The organism is Micromonospora echinaurantiaca (assembly GCF_900090235.1).
GTDB classification, from domain to species: Bacteria; Actinomycetota; Actinomycetes; order Mycobacteriales; family Micromonosporaceae; genus Micromonospora; species Micromonospora echinaurantiaca.
Window position 1 is genome coordinate 4,892,891 of sequence record NZ_LT607750.1, and the last position, 15,914, is coordinate 4,908,804.

Consider the following 15,914-nt stretch of genomic DNA (forward strand, 5'->3'; position numbering starts at 1 on the left):
CTCCGGCGGCGACCCGAACCCCCCGGAGTCAGCGGACGGGCCGGCCGCGCAGGACGATGCGGCTGGGGGTGCGGACCACGCGCAGGTCGGCGCGGGGGTCCTCGGCGTAGACGACGAGGTCGGCCAGGCCACCCTCGACCAGGCCGGGAAAGCCCAGCCAGTCGCGGGCGCCCCAGGAGGCGGCGGCGAGCACGTCCACCGCCGGCATGCCGGCCCGCTCGTGCAGCAGCAGCATCTCCTCGGCGGCGAGGCCGTGGTCGATGCCCCCGCCGGCGTCCGTGCCGACGTAGATCGGCACCCCCGCCTCGTACGCGGACCGCACCACCTCGGGGAAGCGGTCCCGCAGCGCCAGCATGTGGTCGGCGTACCCGGGGAACTTGGCCCGTGCCTGGTCGGCGATCCCACCGAAGGTCTGAATATTGATCATCGTGGGCACCAGCGCGGTGCGCCGCCGGGCCATCTCGTCGATCAGGTCCAGGCTCAGCCCGGTGCCGTGCTCCACCGAGTCCACCCCGGCGCGCACCATGATCTCGACCGCCGACTCGGAGAAGGTGTGCACGGCGGCGCGCACCCCGGCGGCGTGCGCGGCCTCGACGGCGGCGGTCATGGTGGCGGCGTCCCAGGCCGGCGCCAGGTCGCCGACGCCCCGGTCGATCCAGTCGCCGACCAGCTTGACCCAGCCGTTGCCGGCCCGGGCCTGCTCGGTCACCGTGGCCGCCACCTCGGCCGCGCCGACCTCGACGCCGATGTCGCGCAGGTAGCGCTTGGGCGGGGCGACGTGCCGGCCCGCGCGGGCCAGCCGGGGCAGGTCCGGGTCGTCGTCGAGTTCCGGGTACGGGTACGGCGAGCCGGCGTCCCGGATCGCCAGCACCCCGGCGTCCCGGTCGACCCGGGCCAGCTCCCGGGCCTGGTCGAGCGAGGTGATCGGCGCGCCGCCGCGGGCGATGCCGATGTGGCAGTGCGCGTCGATCAGCCCCGGCAGCACGAAGCCGCCGTCGGCGATGGTCTCCGCGCCCGGCACCGGTTCGAAGGTGACCCGGTCGCCGACCAGCCAGATGTCCCGGACCTCGTCGTCGGGGAGCAGCACACCGCGCACATGCCAAGCCATGAGCACAGTCCTACCGGATCACCCGCGCCCTGGTGCGGGCAGCCCGGCCCGCCGCGCCGGCCGGCGCAGATCGACTCCGCGTACAGCAGGTCGCGGTGTCCCCTCGCCCGGACACCGCGACCTGCCGCACCTCGAGTGGATCTTCAGCTCGGCACCGTGCGGTCAGCGGGGACGGTTGTCGCCCTTGCCGAGCTTGTTGAAGTCGATCTTCGGCAGCTTGAAGCCCGGGGGCAGCCCCTGGCCGGCGGCCAGGTCGTTCGGGTCCATCCCCGGCGGAAGCTGCGGCATGCCGCCCGGGAACCCGCCCGGCATCCCGGCGCCCGCTCCGGCGCGCGGCCGGTTGCCGCCCTTGGTGCCCTTGCGCTTGTTCTTCGGCGACTTGGTCGCCTTGCGCCGGCCGCCGCCGGGCAGGCCCATCATGCCGCCCATCTGCTTCATCATCTTCTGCGCGTCGGCGAAGCGGTTGAGCAGCTGGTTGACGTCCATCACGGTGACCCCCGAGCCGTTGGCGATGCGGGCCCGGCGGGAACCGTTGATGATCTTCGGGTTGCTGCGCTCGCCCGGGGTCATCGACCGGATGATCGCGGTGACCCGGTCGAAGTGCTTGTCGTCCAGCTCGGCGAGCTGGTCCTTCATCTGCCCCATGCCGGGCATCATGGCCAGCACGTTGGCGATCGGGCCCATCCGGCGGACCGCGATGAGCTGGTCGAGGAAGTCCTCCAGGGTGAAGGTCTCGCCGCCCATCAGCTTGGCGGTCATCTTCTCCTTCTGATCGGCGTCGAAGGCCTGCTCGGCCTGCTCGATCAGAGTGAGGACGTCGCCCATGCCGAGGATCCGGCTGGCCATCCGGTCGGGGTGGAAGACGTCGAAGTCCTCCAGCTTCTCGCCGGTGGAGGCGAACAGGATCGGCTGGCCGGTGACCTCCCGGACCGACAGCGCCGCGCCACCGCGGGCGTCGCCGTCGAGCTTGGAGAGCACCACGCCGGTGATGCCGACGCCGTCGCGGAACGCCTCGGCGGTGCGGACGGCGTCCTGACCGACCATCGCGTCGATGACGAAGATGACCTCGTCCGGGTCGACCGCGTCGCGGATGTCGGCCGCCTGCTGCATCATCTCGGCGTCGATGCCGAGCCGGCCGGCGGTGTCGACGATGACGATGTCCCGGGCCGCCCGCCGGGCGTGCTCGATGGAGGCGCGGGCCACCTGCACCGGGTCGCCGACGCCGTTGCCGGGCTCCGGGGCGTACACCTCGACGCCGGCCCGGCCACCGAGCACCTGGAGCTGCCCGACGGCGTTGGGGCGCTGGAGGTCGGCGGCGACCAGCAGCGGCTGGTGCCCCTGGGCCTTGAGCCAGCGGGCCAGCTTGCCGGCGAGGGTGGTCTTACCGGAACCCTGCAGACCGGCCAGCATGATCACGGTCGGCGGCTGCTTGGCGAACTGGAGCCGCCGCCCCTCGCCGCCGAGGACGTTGATCAGCTCCTCGTTGACGATCTTGATGATCTGCTGGGCCGGGTTGAGCGCCTGGGACACCTCCGCGCTGCGCGCCCGCTCCTTGACCCGGGCGATGAAGCCCTTGACCACGGGCAGGGCGACATCCGCCTCCAGCAGCGCGAGGCGGATCTCGCGCGCGGTGGCGTCGATGTCGGCGTCGGTGAGCCGACCCTTGCCGCGGAGCTTGGTGAAGATCCCGGAGAGGCGGTCACTCAAGGTGTCAAACACGCGAACATCCTGTTTGTCGGGGTTCCGGCGGGTAACGGGCCGGCGGGTGCGGGACACCCGGCCACCGCTAGGGTAGCCGCCCACCACCCCAGCCGCCGCGTCACCGCGCACTCCCGGCGATCTTGCCGGCGGGCGGGCCGCCGCCGGCCGGTGCCGGGCGGCCCGCCGGTCAGAGCTCGACCAGGCCGGACTGGTAGGCGTAGACCACGAGCTGGGCGCGGTCCCGGGCGCCGAGCTTGACCATCGCCCGGCTGACGTGGGTACGCGCGGTCGCCGGGCTGACCACCAACCGGTCGGCGATCTCCGCGTTGCTGAGCCCCTCGCCGACCAGCCCGACCACCTCCCGCTCCCGGTCGGTGAGCGTGTCGAGCCGGGGATGCGGCCGGGGCACCCGGGCCGGCCGGGCGGCGAACTCGCGCACCACCCGCCGGGTCACCGACGGCGAGAGCAGCGCCTCGCCGGCCGCCACCAGCCGGATCGCCCGCAGCAGCTCGGCCGGCCGGGTGTCCTTGGTGAGGAAGCCACTCGCCCCGTGCCGGAGCGCGTCGAAGACGTACTCGTCCAGCTCGAAGGTGGTCAGCACCACCACCCGGGTGGCGGCGAGCCCGGGGTCGGCGACGATCCGCCGGGTGGCCTCGATGCCGTCCACGCCCGGCATCCGGACGTCCATCAGCACCACGTCCGGTCGTTCCCGCCGGGCCAGCTCCACCGCCCGCAGCCCGTCCGCTGCCTCGCCGGCCAGCGCCAGGTCGTCCTCGCTCTCCACCAACGCGCGCAGCCCGAGCCGGACCAGGTCCTGGTCGTCGGCGATCAGCACCCGGATCACCGGACCGGCTCCACCGGCAGCCGGGCCGCGACCCGGAACCCGCCATCCGGACGCGGGCCGGCGGCCAGCTCGCCGCCGAGCGCGGTAACCCGCTCCCGCATGCCGGCCAGGCCGTGCCCCACTCCCCCACCGCCGCCCACCCCCCGGTCGAGCACCTCCACGGTGAGCGCGTCCCCGCCGTAGCCGACCGTCGCCTCCGCCTCGGCCACCCCGGCGTGCCGCAGCACGTTGGTCAGCGCCTCCTGCACCACCCGGTACGCGGCCAGGTCCACCGCCCCCGGCAGCTCGCGGGGCTCGCCGGTGACCCGCAGCGTCACGGCGAGCCCGGCGTCGGCCAGCCGTTCGCGCAGCGCGTCCAGCCGGGCCAGCCCGGGCACCGGCTCCCGGCCGCCGCCCCGGCGCACCGCGCCGAGGGTGACCCGCAGCTCGTCGAGCGCCTCCCGGCTGGTGCGGCTGATCGCGGTGAGCGCGATCTCGGCCTGCTCCGGACGCTTGCCGAGCAGGTGCAGGGCGACCTCCGCCTGCATGCTGATCGCCGCCAGGCCGTGCCCCACCACGTCGTGCACCTCCTGCGCGATCCGCAGCCGCTCCTCGTCGGCCTGCCGCCGGGCCGCCTCGGCCCGGCCACGGGCCGCGCTCTCCCGGTTGACCCGCACGGCGACCCCCAGCGCGAACGGTACGACCACCCAGGCCGAGGCGGGCAGGATCCCGAACCAGCCCGGCTCCGGCCCCCGAGACCAGAACGCGTGCACCAGCAGCACCGCCAGCGCCGACCCGACCGCCACCCCGGCCCGGCGCACCGGCAGCCGCACCGCCGCGGTGTAGACGGCGACCAGGAAGGCGAGCAGCACCGGCCCGTACGGATAGCCGAGCACCAGGTAGGCCGAGGTCGCCACGGTGACCACGGCGAGCGTGGCCAGCGGGGCGAGCCGGCGCGCCACCAGGGCCAGCGCCGCCACCGTCAGCAGGGCCCGGCAGCCGGCGTCGACCGGCACCGAGCCGGGCTGGTTGGCGCCGGCCAGCGGGGTGGCGAGCAGCCCGAACACCAGCAGCGCCAGGGCCAGGAGGGCGTCGGTGGCCAGCTGCCACCGGTTGTCCCGCTGCCGCTCCCGCATGGCGGTCATTCTGCCCCGGCCGGCACCCGCCGTCGTGCGTCCGCGGACGGCACCGCGGCTACGTCACCGGACGTACCCGGAGGGCTTTCACCGACGAGCGTGATGACTCTGCGGCATAAATATGCCGGAGAGTCATCGCGCTCGGACGGGCGACCGTCGCCGGACGCGCCACGCCCGACACGCCGCCCGCTCGACACCGAGGCGACGGCCGGGTCAGACCGCGCCGAGGACCGCGGCCTCCAGGCGGGCCCGGGTGTCGTCGTCCGGCCAGCCGCCGACCAGGTAGAACGCGTCCACCACGTCCCCGCCGAGGGTGGAGATGCGGGCGGCGCGCACCTGCGCGCCGGCCTCGTCGAGGGCGCCGGCCACCCGGTAGAGCAGGCCGGCCGCGTCGGCGGCGCGCAGCTCCAGCAGCACCGCGTCGGTGGCCGCCTCGCGGTGCCAGACCACCCGGGGCGCCGCCGCCGACCCGCGCGCGGCCAGCGCCCGGCCGCGCAGCCGCTGGGTCACCGAGACGTCCCCGGCCACCGCCCGGCGCAGGTCGCTGGCGAGCGCGATCGGATCGGGCGGCAGGCCGTAGCGCGGCTGCACCCGGCACTGCACCAGGGCCCGCCCGTCGACCGTGGTGGCGTCGGCGGAGATCACCTCCAGCCGGTGCAGGGCCAGGCAGCCGGCCACCGTCGCGAGCAGGCCCCGCCGGTCCGCCGCGGCCACCGCCACCTGGTCCCCACTCAGGTGTACGACCGGCAGCGGCCCGGCCACCAGCGCCGGGTCCGGGGCGGGCGGGGCGGGCAGCGCGCCGGTGTCCAGCGCGGTCCGGACCCGCCCGACCAGTTCGGCGACCAGCCGGCCCTTCCAGTCCGACCAGGCGGCCGGCCCGGTGGCGGCGGCGTCGGCGCGGACCAGCGCGTGCAGCAGGTCGAGGGTGGCCGGATCGCCGACCGCACCGGCCACCCCGGCGATGGTCTTCGGGTCGGCGAGGTCGCGCCGGGTGGCCACGTCGGGCAGCAGCAGGTGCAGCCGGACCAGCGTGCCGATCAGCGCCACCTCGGGCCCGGGCAGGCCGATCCGGGCGGCCACCGCCTCGGCGATCGGCGCGCCCACCGTGCTGTGGTCGCCGACCATCCCCTTGCCGATGTCGTGCAGCAGGGCGCCGAGCAGCAGCAGGTCGGGGCGTTCCACCTCGCGGGCGTACCGGCTGGCCTCGGCGGCGGTCTGCACCAGGTGCCGGTCGAGGGTGAACCGGTGCACCGGGTTGTGCTGGGGCAGGCTGCGCAGCCGGGTCCACTCCGGCAGCCAGCCGTCCACCAGCCCGTACCGGTCGCAGGTCTCCCAGGCCGGCACCAGCCCGGAGCCGGCGCCCAGCAGGGTGACCAGGGCGGCCCGGGCCTCGACCGGCCAGGGCGCCGGCAGCGGCGGGCAGTAGGCGGCCAGCCACTCGCAGGTGGCCCGGGCGATCGGCAGCCGGGTGGTGGCCGCCGCGGCGGCCACCCGCAGCGACAGGCTCGGGTCGGGGCGCGCCCCGATGGCGGTCCGGGCCAGCACCAGCTCGCCGTCGTGCTCCACCACGTCCCGGGCCACCGGCCGGCGCACCGGGCGCCCGTCGGCGCCCCGGCGGCGCCCGGACCGGAGTCGGTCCACCGCCCGGAAGGCGTCGTCCAGGGCGTGGCTGACGGTCCGGGCGTCACCGGCGACCCGGCGCAGCAGCGCGTCGCCGTCGTCCAGCCCGAGCAGCGCGGCGACCCCGTCGCGTTCCTGCGCCACCAGCCGGTCCACCCGGCGGCCGACCTGCTGGTGCAGCGCGTCGCGGGTGTCCAGCAGCCGCAGGTGCGCGGCGCGGACCGCGGGCCGCAGCGCGTCGGTGACACCGGCCAGCGCGATCGCCCGCAGGATGCCCACGTCGCGCAGCCCACCGGCGGCCTCCTTGAGGTCACCTTCGAGCAGGAAGGCCAGCTCGCCGTGGGCCTGCCAGCGGGCGGTGGTGGCCGCCCGCAACGCCGGCAGCTGGCGTACGGCGGTCCGCCGCCAGTGGTCGGCGGCGGACCGGACCAGTGTCTCGGCGAGCGTGGCGTCCCCGGCCACCGGGCGGGCGTCGAGCAGCCCGAGGGCCACCTTCACGTCGTCCTGCGCCACCGACAGTGCCTCCGGCACGGTGCGCACGGAGTGGTCCAGCCGCAGCCCGGCGTCCCAGACCGGGTACCAGAGCGCGGCGGCCAGTTCGTCGACGCCCGGCACCCCGGCGTGCACCAGCACCAGGTCGAGGTCGCCGTAGGGGGCGCACTGCCGCCGTCCCAGCCCGCCGACGGCCAGCAGCGCCACCCCGTCCCGCGGCGGCAGCAGCGACCGCAGCCAGCCGTCGTACGCCTCGGCCCGGGCCGCCCGGGCCGCGGCGCCGATCCCCCCGGGCACGCCGACGACCTCGTTGACCAGGTCCGCGTCGGTGCTGGACGCGTCCGGCCTGGTCAACGGGGTCATGTCGGTCGGTGCGTGATCAGAGGGCGTCGAGCCCGCGCTCGCCGGTACGGACCCGGACGACCTCCTCGACCCCGGTCACCCAGACCTTGCCGTCGCCGATCTTGCCGGTCCGGGCGGCCGCCACGATGGCGTCCACGATCTTCTCGACGTCCATCTCGTCGGTGAGCACCTCGACCCGGATCTTGGGCAGGAACTCGACCGTGTACTCGGCACCCCGGTAGACCTCGGTGTGCCCCTTCTGCCGGCCGTAGCCCTGGACCTCGCTGACGGTCAGGCCGGCCACCCCGAGGGCGTGCAGGGCCTCCTTCACCGCATCCAGCTGGTACGGCTTGATGACCGCGGTCACCAGCTTCATGTCCAACCCCTCCATCCCAGGAACGTTATCCGCCGACCTTCTCGTCCACCGGCTCGGACGCCGGCTCGGCGGGCGCCTCCACCGGCTTGGCGGCGCCCGCGGTCGCGCCGGGGGAGCCGATCCCGGCCAGCGCGAACGCGCCGCCGGCGCTGCCACCGGCCGGGGAGAGGTCGTAGCCGCTCTCCGCGTGCTCGGCGATGTCGATGCCCTCGACCTCGTCCTCCGGGCGGGCCCGGAAGCCGATCGTCTTCTCGATGGCGAAGGCGAGCAGCCAGGCGATGCCGAACGACCAGACACTGACGATCAGACCGGCCAGAGCCTGCCGGCCGAGCTGGGTCAGGCCGCCGCCGTAGAAGAGGCCGTCGGAGGCGCCGACCACGTCGGAGATGGCCGCGTTGACCGAGTTGGTGGCGAACAGGCCGAGCCAGAGCGAGCCGATCCAGCCGCCGACGAAGTGCACCCCGACCACGTCGAGCGAGTCGTCGTAGCCGAGCTTGTACTTGAGGCTGACCGCCAGCGCGCAGACCGCGCCGGCGACGAGGCCGAGCAGCACCGCCGCCCACGGGGCGATGAAGCCGCAGGCCGGGGTGATGGCGACCAGGCCGGCGATGGCGCCCGAGGAGGCGCCGACCATGGTCGGCTTCCGGTCCTTGATCCACTCGACGGCGATCCAGCCGAGCACCGCCGCCGCCGTGGCGAGCTGGGTGTTGAGGAAGGCGAGCGCGGCCACCGAGTCGACGGTCAGCTCGGAACCGGCGTTGAACCCGAACCAGCCGAACCAGAGCAGGCCGGCTCCGAGCGCGACCAGCGGGATGTTGTGCGGCTTCATGCCCTCCCGCGGCCAGCCGAGCCGCTTGCCGAGCACCAGCGCCACCGCCAGGGCGGCCGCACCGGCGTTGATGTGCACGGCGGTACCGCCGGCGAAGTCGAGCGCGTGGATGTCGCCGCCGATGATGCCGCCGCCCCAGACCCAGTGCGCGACCGGGAAGTAGACCAGGGTGGCCCAGCCGAAGGCGAACAGCAGCCAGCCGGCGAACTTCGCCCGGTCGGAGATCGCGCCGCTGATCAGCGCGACGGTGATCACCGCGAAGACCATCTGGAAGGCCATGAACACGTACAGCGGGACGCCGATGCCGCTGGGGTTCTCCGCCGTCGCGCCCCACAGGTCGGTCTCGGCGAGGAAGGTCTTGGTGCCGAGGTAGGCGCCCGGGTCGCCCCAGAAGCCGTTGACATCGCTACCGAAGGCGATGCTGAAGCCGTAGAACCACCACAGAACCGAGATGAGCCCGATCGCGGAGAAGCTCATCATCATCATGTTGAGTACGCCCTTGGCCCGGTTGAGGCCGCCGTAGAACAGCGCCAGTCCGGGCGTCATGAGCAGCACGAGCGCGGTCGACACCAGCAACCAGACGGTGTTGCCGGAGTCAATCGTCGGTGCTTCAGGCACGCTGGCCTCCTAACGGTGAAGTTCCCTCCTTCACGGCTTCCGGGGCAGCGTCGCCCGTACGCCGGATGCGCGGAAGCCTCGCCGCTGGCTGTTTCCTCCAGCGTCACCCGTCGATTTCCGTACGGTGACGGCTTGTTTCGGACGTGTGAAGAGAACCTCACCGCCGAGGCGGACGGCGGGAACGAGCCGGGGCGAAAGCGGCCGAACCGGTCAGCGGAGGGCGTACTCCAGGGCGTGCCGCTCGTAGTCGAGCAGCCGCAGGTCGCGCATCGGCCGGCGCAGGTGGCCCTTGTGCACGATCCGGACGAACGCCGGCTCGCCGGCCGCGGCCATCCGGCGGATCCCCTCCACGTGGTCGACGATCCGCTTGCGGATGGTCCGGATCAGCCGGTGCCGGTCCCGCGGGATCAGCCCGTACGCGTCGGCGAAGAGGCGCAGCCGGCGCGGCCGGTCCGGGTGCTTCCAGCCGAGCGTGATCGAGTCCCGGTCGGAGAAGATCGGCACCCAGGTCCAGGCTGCGTACGCCACGTCGTAGATCCGCGCGCCGGGCGAGGCCAGGTCGAAGTCGATCAGCCCGAGGGTGCCGTCCGGCCGCCAGATCACGTTGTGCGGAGCGGCGTCGTGGTGGCAGATCACCTCGGTGTCCGGCGGCGGCGGCCCGAACGAGCGCCAGACCGCCCCCGGCGGCGGGACGAAGCCGTACTGGGCGTCGTGGAACATCCGCAGCATGGTGGCGACGGTCACCAGCGCCTCGTCGGTGACCCAGTGCGGGGCCAGCGGGTACTCCCCGCACTCCCCCTCCAGGTACGACAGCACCTCGCGGTTGCGCTCGTCCATGCCGAGGGCGCGGGGGGCGCCGGTGAAGCCGACGTACTCCAGGTGCCGCAGCAGGGCGTGCACGCTCGGCGTCCACGGCCCGGCGTTGCGCCGCACCGTGTCGCCGACCCGGACCACGGTGCTGACGTTCCCGCCGTGCAGCGGGATCTCCTGCGAAGTCACGTACGGTCTCCCGAGGCGTGGCGCCGGGTGGCTGGGGTCGCGCCACCCCGCGTAGGCGCGATCGTCAGTCGTCACTTCGAGGTTACGCGTCCCGTCCGGGGGCTTCAGTGCCCAGCAGCGCATCGACGAACTGCGCGGGGTCGAACGGGGCCAGGTCGTCCGGCCCTTCGCCGAGCCCGACCAGCTTCACCGGGATGCCCAGCTTGCGCTGCACGGCGATCACGATGCCGCCCTTGGCGGTGCCGTCGAGCTTGGTCAGCGCGACGCCGGTCACGTTGACCACCTCGGTGAAGACCCGCGCCTGCTCCAGGCCGTTCTGCCCGGTGGTGGCGTCCAGGATCAGGATGGTCTCGTCGATCGGGCCGTGCTTCTCCACCACCCGCTTGACCTTGCCGAGCTCGTCCATCAGGCCGACCTTGTTCTGCAGCCGCCCGGCGGTGTCGATCAGCACGGTGTCCACGCCGGCGTCGATCCCCCGCTTGACCGCGTCGAAGGCGACGCTGGCCGGGTCGGCCCCCTCCGGGCCGCGGACGGTCTCCGCGCCGACCCGGCCGGCCCAGGTCTCCAGCTGGTCGGCGGCGGCGGCCCGGAAGGTGTCGGCCGCGCCGAGGATGACGCTGCGGCCGTCGGCGACCAGCACCCGGGCGATCTTGCCGCAGGTGGTGGTCTTGCCGGCGCCGTTGACGCCGACCACCAGCAGCACCGCCGGCGCGCCGAGCTTGGGCGCGGTGTGCAGGGAGCGGTCCAGCGTCGGGTCCAGGGCGTTGACCAGCTCGGCGGCGAGCAGGGCGCGCAGTTCCTCGCCGGAGCGGGTGCCGAGCACCCGGGTGCGCTCGCGCAGCCGGTCGACGATCTCGCGGGTGGCGTCGATGCCGACGTCGGCGGTGATCAGGCTGTCCTCGATCTCCTCCCAGGCGTCCTCGTCGAGCCGGTCCCGGCTGAGCAGGCCGAGCAGGCTCTTGCCGAAGACGTTCTGCGAGCGGGACAGCCGGGAGCGCAGCCGGACCAACCGCCCGGCGGTCGGCTCGGGCACCTCCAGCACCGGCGCCGGGGCCTCGACGACCGGCGGCTCCACCAGGATGCCGGTGGCCAGATCGGCCTCCGGTGCCTCCACCGGTGGGCCGGCCAGGTCCTCCTCCGCCCGGGTCCGCACCTCCTCCTTCGGCAGCGGCGGCGCCGGCCGCCGGCGCAGCCGCGGCACGACCAGCCCGATGGCACCGAGGATCAGCACGCCGAGCAGGGCGAGGGCGATGAGGAGGTATTCCGTCATGCCGAAATCCTGTCAGATGGCGGCGACGGCGTCCCAGCCACCGCACCCCGCGGGCCACATCCGCCGGCGGTAGGCTCGGCCGCAGCCAGCAGTGGTGCGACCGCCGGCGGGGTAGTAAAGAAGAAGTCCGCTCACCTCGGAGGTCCACCATGCCCGCGGCACACCTGCTCATCGGCCCCCTGCTGCGGCGGGTCGTCGGCACGCGGGCCACCGTCTGGGTCGAGACCAGCGCGCCCGCCGTGGTCACCGTCCGCACGGCCGACGGCGCCACCGGCACCGCGCCCACCTTCTCCGCGTACGACCACCACTACGCACTGGTGGTGGTGGAGGGGCTCACCCCGGACCGGTCGACCCGCTACGAGGTGCTGATCGACGGCGAGGTCGCCTGGCCGGTGCCGGACAGCGGCTTCCCGCCCAGCGTGATCCGCACCCGGGCGGCGGACGACCGGGAGCAGCCGGTCCGGCTGATCTTCGGCTCCTGCCGGGAGACCACCCAGCACGCCACCACCCGGCGGCTGCCGCCGGACGCGCTGGACGCGTACGCCCGGCGGTTGATGGCCGACCCGGACCCGGCCGCGTTGCCCGACCTGCTGGTGCTCCTCGGCGACCAGGTGTACGCGGACGTGACCTCGCCCACGGTGCGCCGGCTGCTGAAGCGGCGCCGGCAGCGGCCCAAGGACGCCCCCAGCGACCAGGTGGTGAGCTTCGACGAGTACACCAAGCTCTACCTGGAGTCCTGGCGGGACCCGGAGATCCGTTGGCTGCTCTCCACCGTGCCGAGCGTGATGATCTTCGACGACCACGAGATCATCGACGACTGGAACACCTCCGCGTCGTGGCGGACGGACGCCCGACGGCAGCCCTGGTGGGCGGAGCGGATCGGCAGCGGGCTCGCCTCCTACTGGGTCTACCAGCACCTGGGCAACCTCTCCCCGGACGAGATCGCCGCCGACCCGGTCTTCGCCAAGGTGACCGCCGCCGAGGACGCCACCGGCGTGCTGCGCGAATTCGGGCACCGGGTCGACCAGGAGAGCGACCTGGCGCACGACACCGAGCGCTGGCGCGCGGTGCAGTACCAGTGGAGCTACGCGCTCGACCTGGGCCGGACCCGGCTGGTGATGCTGGACAACCGGTGCAGCCGGGTGCTGGAGCCGGGCCAGCGCGCGATGCTGCCGCCGGGCGAGTGGTCCTGGTTCCTCGACCAGGCGCACGGCGTCTACGACCACCTGGTGGTGGGGTCCTCGCTGCCCTGGCTGCTGCCGCCGGGCATCCACCACGTGGAGTCCTGGAACGAGAAGTTGGCCGACTCCCGCCGGCGCTGGGTGGCCAACCTGTCGGAGAAGCTGCGCCGCGGGCTCGACCTGGAGCACTGGGCGGCGTTCCGCCGTTCGTTCGAGGCGCTCGGCGCGCTCTTCGCCCGGCTCGGCAGCGGCACCCCGGGCACCACCGGGGACCGGGTCGGCGCCGGTCCGGCGTACGCGCCGCCCGCCTCGATCAGCGTGCTCTCCGGTGACGTGCACCACTCGTACGTGGCCCGGGCCCGGTTCGACGACCCGGCGGTGGCCACCCCGGTGCACCAGCTCACCTGCTCCCCCATCCACAACCAGGTGCCGGCCGGGATCCGCCCGCTGATGCGGCTGGGCTGGTCGTCCGGGCCGGCCGGGGCCACCCGGGCGCTGGCCCGCTCGGCCGGGGTACGCCGCCCGGCGCTGCGCTGGCGGAAGCTGGCCGGGCCGTACTTCGGCAACGCGGTGGCCACCCTGGTGCACCGGGGCCGGACGGCCGACGTGACCATCGAGGGCACCACCAGCGACGGGCACCTGCGGCCGGTGATGCGGCGGCGGCTCACCGACGCCGCTTGATGGCGGCCGTACCCTCTACGGCGTGGACGACGAGCTTCCGGAGCCGCTGCGGGCGGTCGAGCACGAGCTGACCGTGCTGCTGCGCCGCGGGCGCGCGGTGTCCTGGGAGATCGCCCGGGAGGTGCACCCCAACCTGGAGCCGAACGCGTACGGCCTGCTGCTCTGGCTGCGCCGCTGCGACTCGATCCGGCTCACCGACCTGGCCGCCCGGCTCGGCATCGGCAAGGGCACGCTGAGCCGGCAGATCAACGGGCTGGAGTCGCTGGGCCTGGTCCGCCGCGACCCGGACCCGACCGACCGGCGGGCCGCCCAGCTCAGCCTGACCGAGCAGGGGCGGCAGCGGTTCGACGCGGCCCGGTCGGCCCGACTGCGGCAGTTCCGCCGGACGCTGGAGGACTGGCCGACCCGGGACGTCGAGGAGTTCGCCCGGCTGCTGAGCCGGTTCAACGAGATCCCGCTCTGAACTGACCCCGCCGGCCGGGAACAAAGCCTCGTAGGGCAGAGTTGTTGCTCTAGGCAACAAAGGCATACGGTTGCCCGGGGCAACGCCCGCCAGACTCCCTCGACTTCCTGCCGGAGGCAGCCACGATGAGCTCCGCGCCAGCGCCCGCCCGGGCGACCGCCGTCGACATGACCCACCGGCAGGTGCTGGAGGCCCTCTCCGGCCTGCTGCTGGGCATGTTCGTCGCGATCCTCTCCGGCACCGTCGTCTCGAACGCCCTGCCGAGGATCATCACCGAGCTGGGCGGCGGCCAGTCCGCGTACACCTGGGTGGTCACCGCGGCGCTGCTCGCGACCACCGCGACCACCCCGATCTGGGGCAAGCTGGCCGACCTGACCAACAAGAAGGTCCTGGTCCAGGTCGCCCTGCTGATCTACGTGGTCAGCTCGGTGCTGGCCGGGCTCGCGCAGGACACCGGGCAGCTGATCGCCTGCCGGGTGCTCCAGGGCGTCGGGGCCGGCGGCCTCACCGCGCTGGCCCAGGTGATCATGGCCACCATCATCGCCCCGCGCGAACGCGGCCGGTACAGCGGCTACCTCGGCGCGGTGATGGCGGTGGGCACCATCGGCGGCCCGCTGATCGGCGGTGTGATCGTGGACACCTCCTGGCTCGGCTGGCGCTGGTGCTTCTACGTCGGCGTGCCGTTCGCCCTCGCCGCGCTGGTGGTGCTGCAGAAGACCCTGCGGCTGCCGGTGACCAAGCGGAAGGCGACCATCGACTGGTGGGGCGCCACGCTGATCACCGCCGCCGTCTCGCTGCTGCTGATCTGGGTGTCGCTGGCCGGCGACTCCTTCGCCTGGGGTTCCTGGCAGACCGCCGCCATGGTGGCCGGTGCGCTCCTGCTCGGCGCGCTGGCGATCCGGGTCGAGCAGCGGGCCGCCGAGCCGATGATCCCGCCGCACCTGTTCCGGTCCCGGACGATCACCCTGGCCACCGTCGCCAGCATCGCGGTCGGCGTCGGCATGTTCGGCGCCTCGGTCTTCCTCAGCCAGTACTTCCAGATCAGCCGGGGGCAGAGCCCGACCATGTCCGGCCTGATGACCCTGCCGATGATCCTCGGCCTGCTGATCTCCTCCACGGTCACCGGGCGGCTGATCACCCGCACCGGCCGCTGGAAGCGCTACCTGGTCGCCGGCACGGCGCTGCTCACCGTCGGCTTCGCGCTGATGGGCACGCTCCGCGCCGACACCAGCTTCGTCCTGCTCGCCGGCTACATGGCGGTGATCGGCGTCGGGCTCGGCATGAGCATGCAGAACCTGGTGCTCGCGGTGCAGAACACCGTCGGCACGCACGAGCTGGGGGCGGCCAGCTCGGTGGTCGCCTTCTTCCGCAGCCTCGGCGGCGCGGTGGGCGTGGCCGCGCTCGGCGCGGTGCTCGCCCACAAGGTCAACGACTACCTCGTGGAGGGGCTGACCGCGCTGGGCATCCCCACCTCCCGCTCGGGCAGCGGCGGCGCGCTGCCGGACGTGCACACCCTGCCGGCACCGGTCCGGGCCGTGGTGGAGAGCGCGTACGGCCACGCGGCCGGGGACATCTTCCTGGTCGCCGCCCCGTTCGGGCTGATCGCCCTGATCGCTGTCTGTTTCATCCGGGAGGTGCCGCTGCGCCGGCACACCGGCGACCCGGTCGCCGCCGAGATCGAGCAAGAATCGACGGTGGCGGCCGGCGCCGGAGCCGCCGTGATCAAGACCGGAGAACGGAGCTGACGTGACCGTCGACGCCCCTCGGGAACGGGAGGACTACGGCCCCCGCACCCGTCCGCTGCCCTTCGAACGGGGCACGGACGGGCCCCGGGTGGTGCTGGTGGGCGTGGACGGCACCCGAACCTCCGAGCGGGCCGGCTGGTACGCGGCCGGCCTCGCCCGTCGGCAGGGTGCCGCCCTGGTGGTGGTGCACGTGCGCGCCAACGCCGGGTTCACCGCCCTGGTTCCCGGGGTGGACGCCGGCGCGCTGGAACGCTGCCACGACGAGCTGACCGAGGAGCTGCGCCGGGAGTGCCGGCGCGGCGCCGAGGAGCTGGGGCTGCCGGTGACCTTCGTGTGCCGGCGCGGTGACGCGTACACCGAACTGCGGGCGGCGGCCGACGAGTTCCGGGCGGACCTGGTGGTGGTCGGCGCGTCCGAGCAGGCCGGGCACCGGCTGGTCGGCTCGGTCGCCACCCGCCTGGTCCGCGCCGGCCGCTGGCCGGTCGTCGTGGTGCCCTGATATCCGGTCGCCGGTTGTCGGGGGCACAGAG

Annotated in this window: 13 protein-coding genes; 4 read left to right on the forward strand and 9 right to left on the reverse strand. The window is 74.1% G+C overall.

Annotated features, from left to right (window positions below):
• Positions 1-28 precede the first annotated feature (28 nt).
• From GA0070609_RS21940 to ftsY, 9 genes are all read right to left on the reverse strand, one after another.
• Complete coding sequence (locus GA0070609_RS21940; RefSeq protein ID WP_088995521.1) at positions 29-1,108, reverse strand: amidohydrolase family protein; 1,080 nt, start codon at positions 1,106-1,108, stop codon at positions 29-31.
• A gap of 162 nt (positions 1,109-1,270) precedes the next feature.
• Positions 1,271-2,827: a signal recognition particle protein gene (gene ffh, locus GA0070609_RS21945; RefSeq protein ID WP_088995522.1), complete on the reverse strand. Its 1,557-nt coding sequence runs from the start codon at positions 2,825-2,827 to the stop codon at positions 1,271-1,273.
• A 169-nt stretch (positions 2,828-2,996) separates the two neighbouring features.
• Positions 2,997-3,653, reverse strand: coding sequence for a response regulator transcription factor (locus GA0070609_RS21950; RefSeq protein WP_088995523.1), 657 nt, complete (start codon positions 3,651-3,653; stop codon positions 2,997-2,999).
• Positions 3,650-4,768 (reverse strand): sensor histidine kinase, encoded by a 1,119-nt coding sequence (locus GA0070609_RS21955; protein WP_269459256.1) that lies wholly within the window; start codon positions 4,766-4,768, stop codon positions 3,650-3,652. Before GA0070609_RS21955 ends, GA0070609_RS21950 begins: the two co-directional genes overlap by 4 nt.
• A gap of 213 nt (positions 4,769-4,981) precedes the next feature.
• A complete protein-coding gene (locus GA0070609_RS21960) occupies positions 4,982-7,243 on the reverse strand; it encodes a [protein-PII] uridylyltransferase (RefSeq protein WP_088995525.1) in 2,262 nt (753 codons plus the stop codon).
• Positions 7,244-7,259: 16 nt separating this feature from the next.
• Positions 7,260-7,598 (reverse strand): P-II family nitrogen regulator, encoded by a 339-nt coding sequence (locus tag GA0070609_RS21965; protein WP_170839442.1) that lies wholly within the window; start codon positions 7,596-7,598, stop codon positions 7,260-7,262.
• A 25-nt stretch (positions 7,599-7,623) separates the two neighbouring features.
• Positions 7,624-9,045, reverse strand: coding sequence for an ammonium transporter (locus GA0070609_RS21970; protein ID WP_088995527.1), 1,422 nt, complete (start codon positions 9,043-9,045; stop codon positions 7,624-7,626).
• A gap of 210 nt (positions 9,046-9,255) precedes the next feature.
• Positions 9,256-10,167: a phosphotransferase gene (locus GA0070609_RS21975; protein WP_088995528.1), complete on the reverse strand. Its 912-nt coding sequence runs from the start codon at positions 10,165-10,167 to the stop codon at positions 9,256-9,258.
• Positions 10,127-11,314, reverse strand: coding sequence for a signal recognition particle-docking protein FtsY (gene ftsY, locus GA0070609_RS21980; RefSeq protein ID WP_088995529.1), 1,188 nt, complete (start codon positions 11,312-11,314; stop codon positions 10,127-10,129). Before ftsY ends, GA0070609_RS21975 begins: the two co-directional genes overlap by 41 nt.
• A gap of 149 nt (positions 11,315-11,463) precedes the next feature.
• On the opposite strand from ftsY, the gene GA0070609_RS21985 reads away from it, so the two are divergent.
• The 4 genes from GA0070609_RS21985 to GA0070609_RS22000 all read left to right on the forward strand — a co-directional run bounded on the left by GA0070609_RS21985 (position 11,464) and on the right by GA0070609_RS22000 (position 15,883).
• Entirely contained in the window at positions 11,464-13,176 is a 1,713-nt protein-coding gene (locus GA0070609_RS21985; protein ID WP_088995530.1) for an alkaline phosphatase D family protein, read from the forward strand.
• Positions 13,177-13,198: 22 nt separating this feature from the next.
• Positions 13,199-13,639 (forward strand): MarR family winged helix-turn-helix transcriptional regulator, encoded by a 441-nt coding sequence (locus GA0070609_RS21990; protein ID WP_088995531.1) that lies wholly within the window; start codon positions 13,199-13,201, stop codon positions 13,637-13,639.
• Between the two features lie 125 nt (positions 13,640-13,764).
• The gene (locus GA0070609_RS21995; protein ID WP_088995532.1) at positions 13,765-15,384 is read left to right on the forward strand and encodes an MDR family MFS transporter; all 1,620 of its coding nucleotides are present in this window, start codon (positions 13,765-13,767) and stop codon (positions 15,382-15,384) included.
• 1 nt (position 15,385) lies between these two features.
• Positions 15,386-15,883, forward strand: a complete 498-nt coding sequence (locus GA0070609_RS22000) for a universal stress protein (RefSeq protein WP_088995533.1) — start codon at positions 15,386-15,388, stop codon at positions 15,881-15,883.
• Positions 15,884-15,914 lie beyond the last annotated feature (31 nt).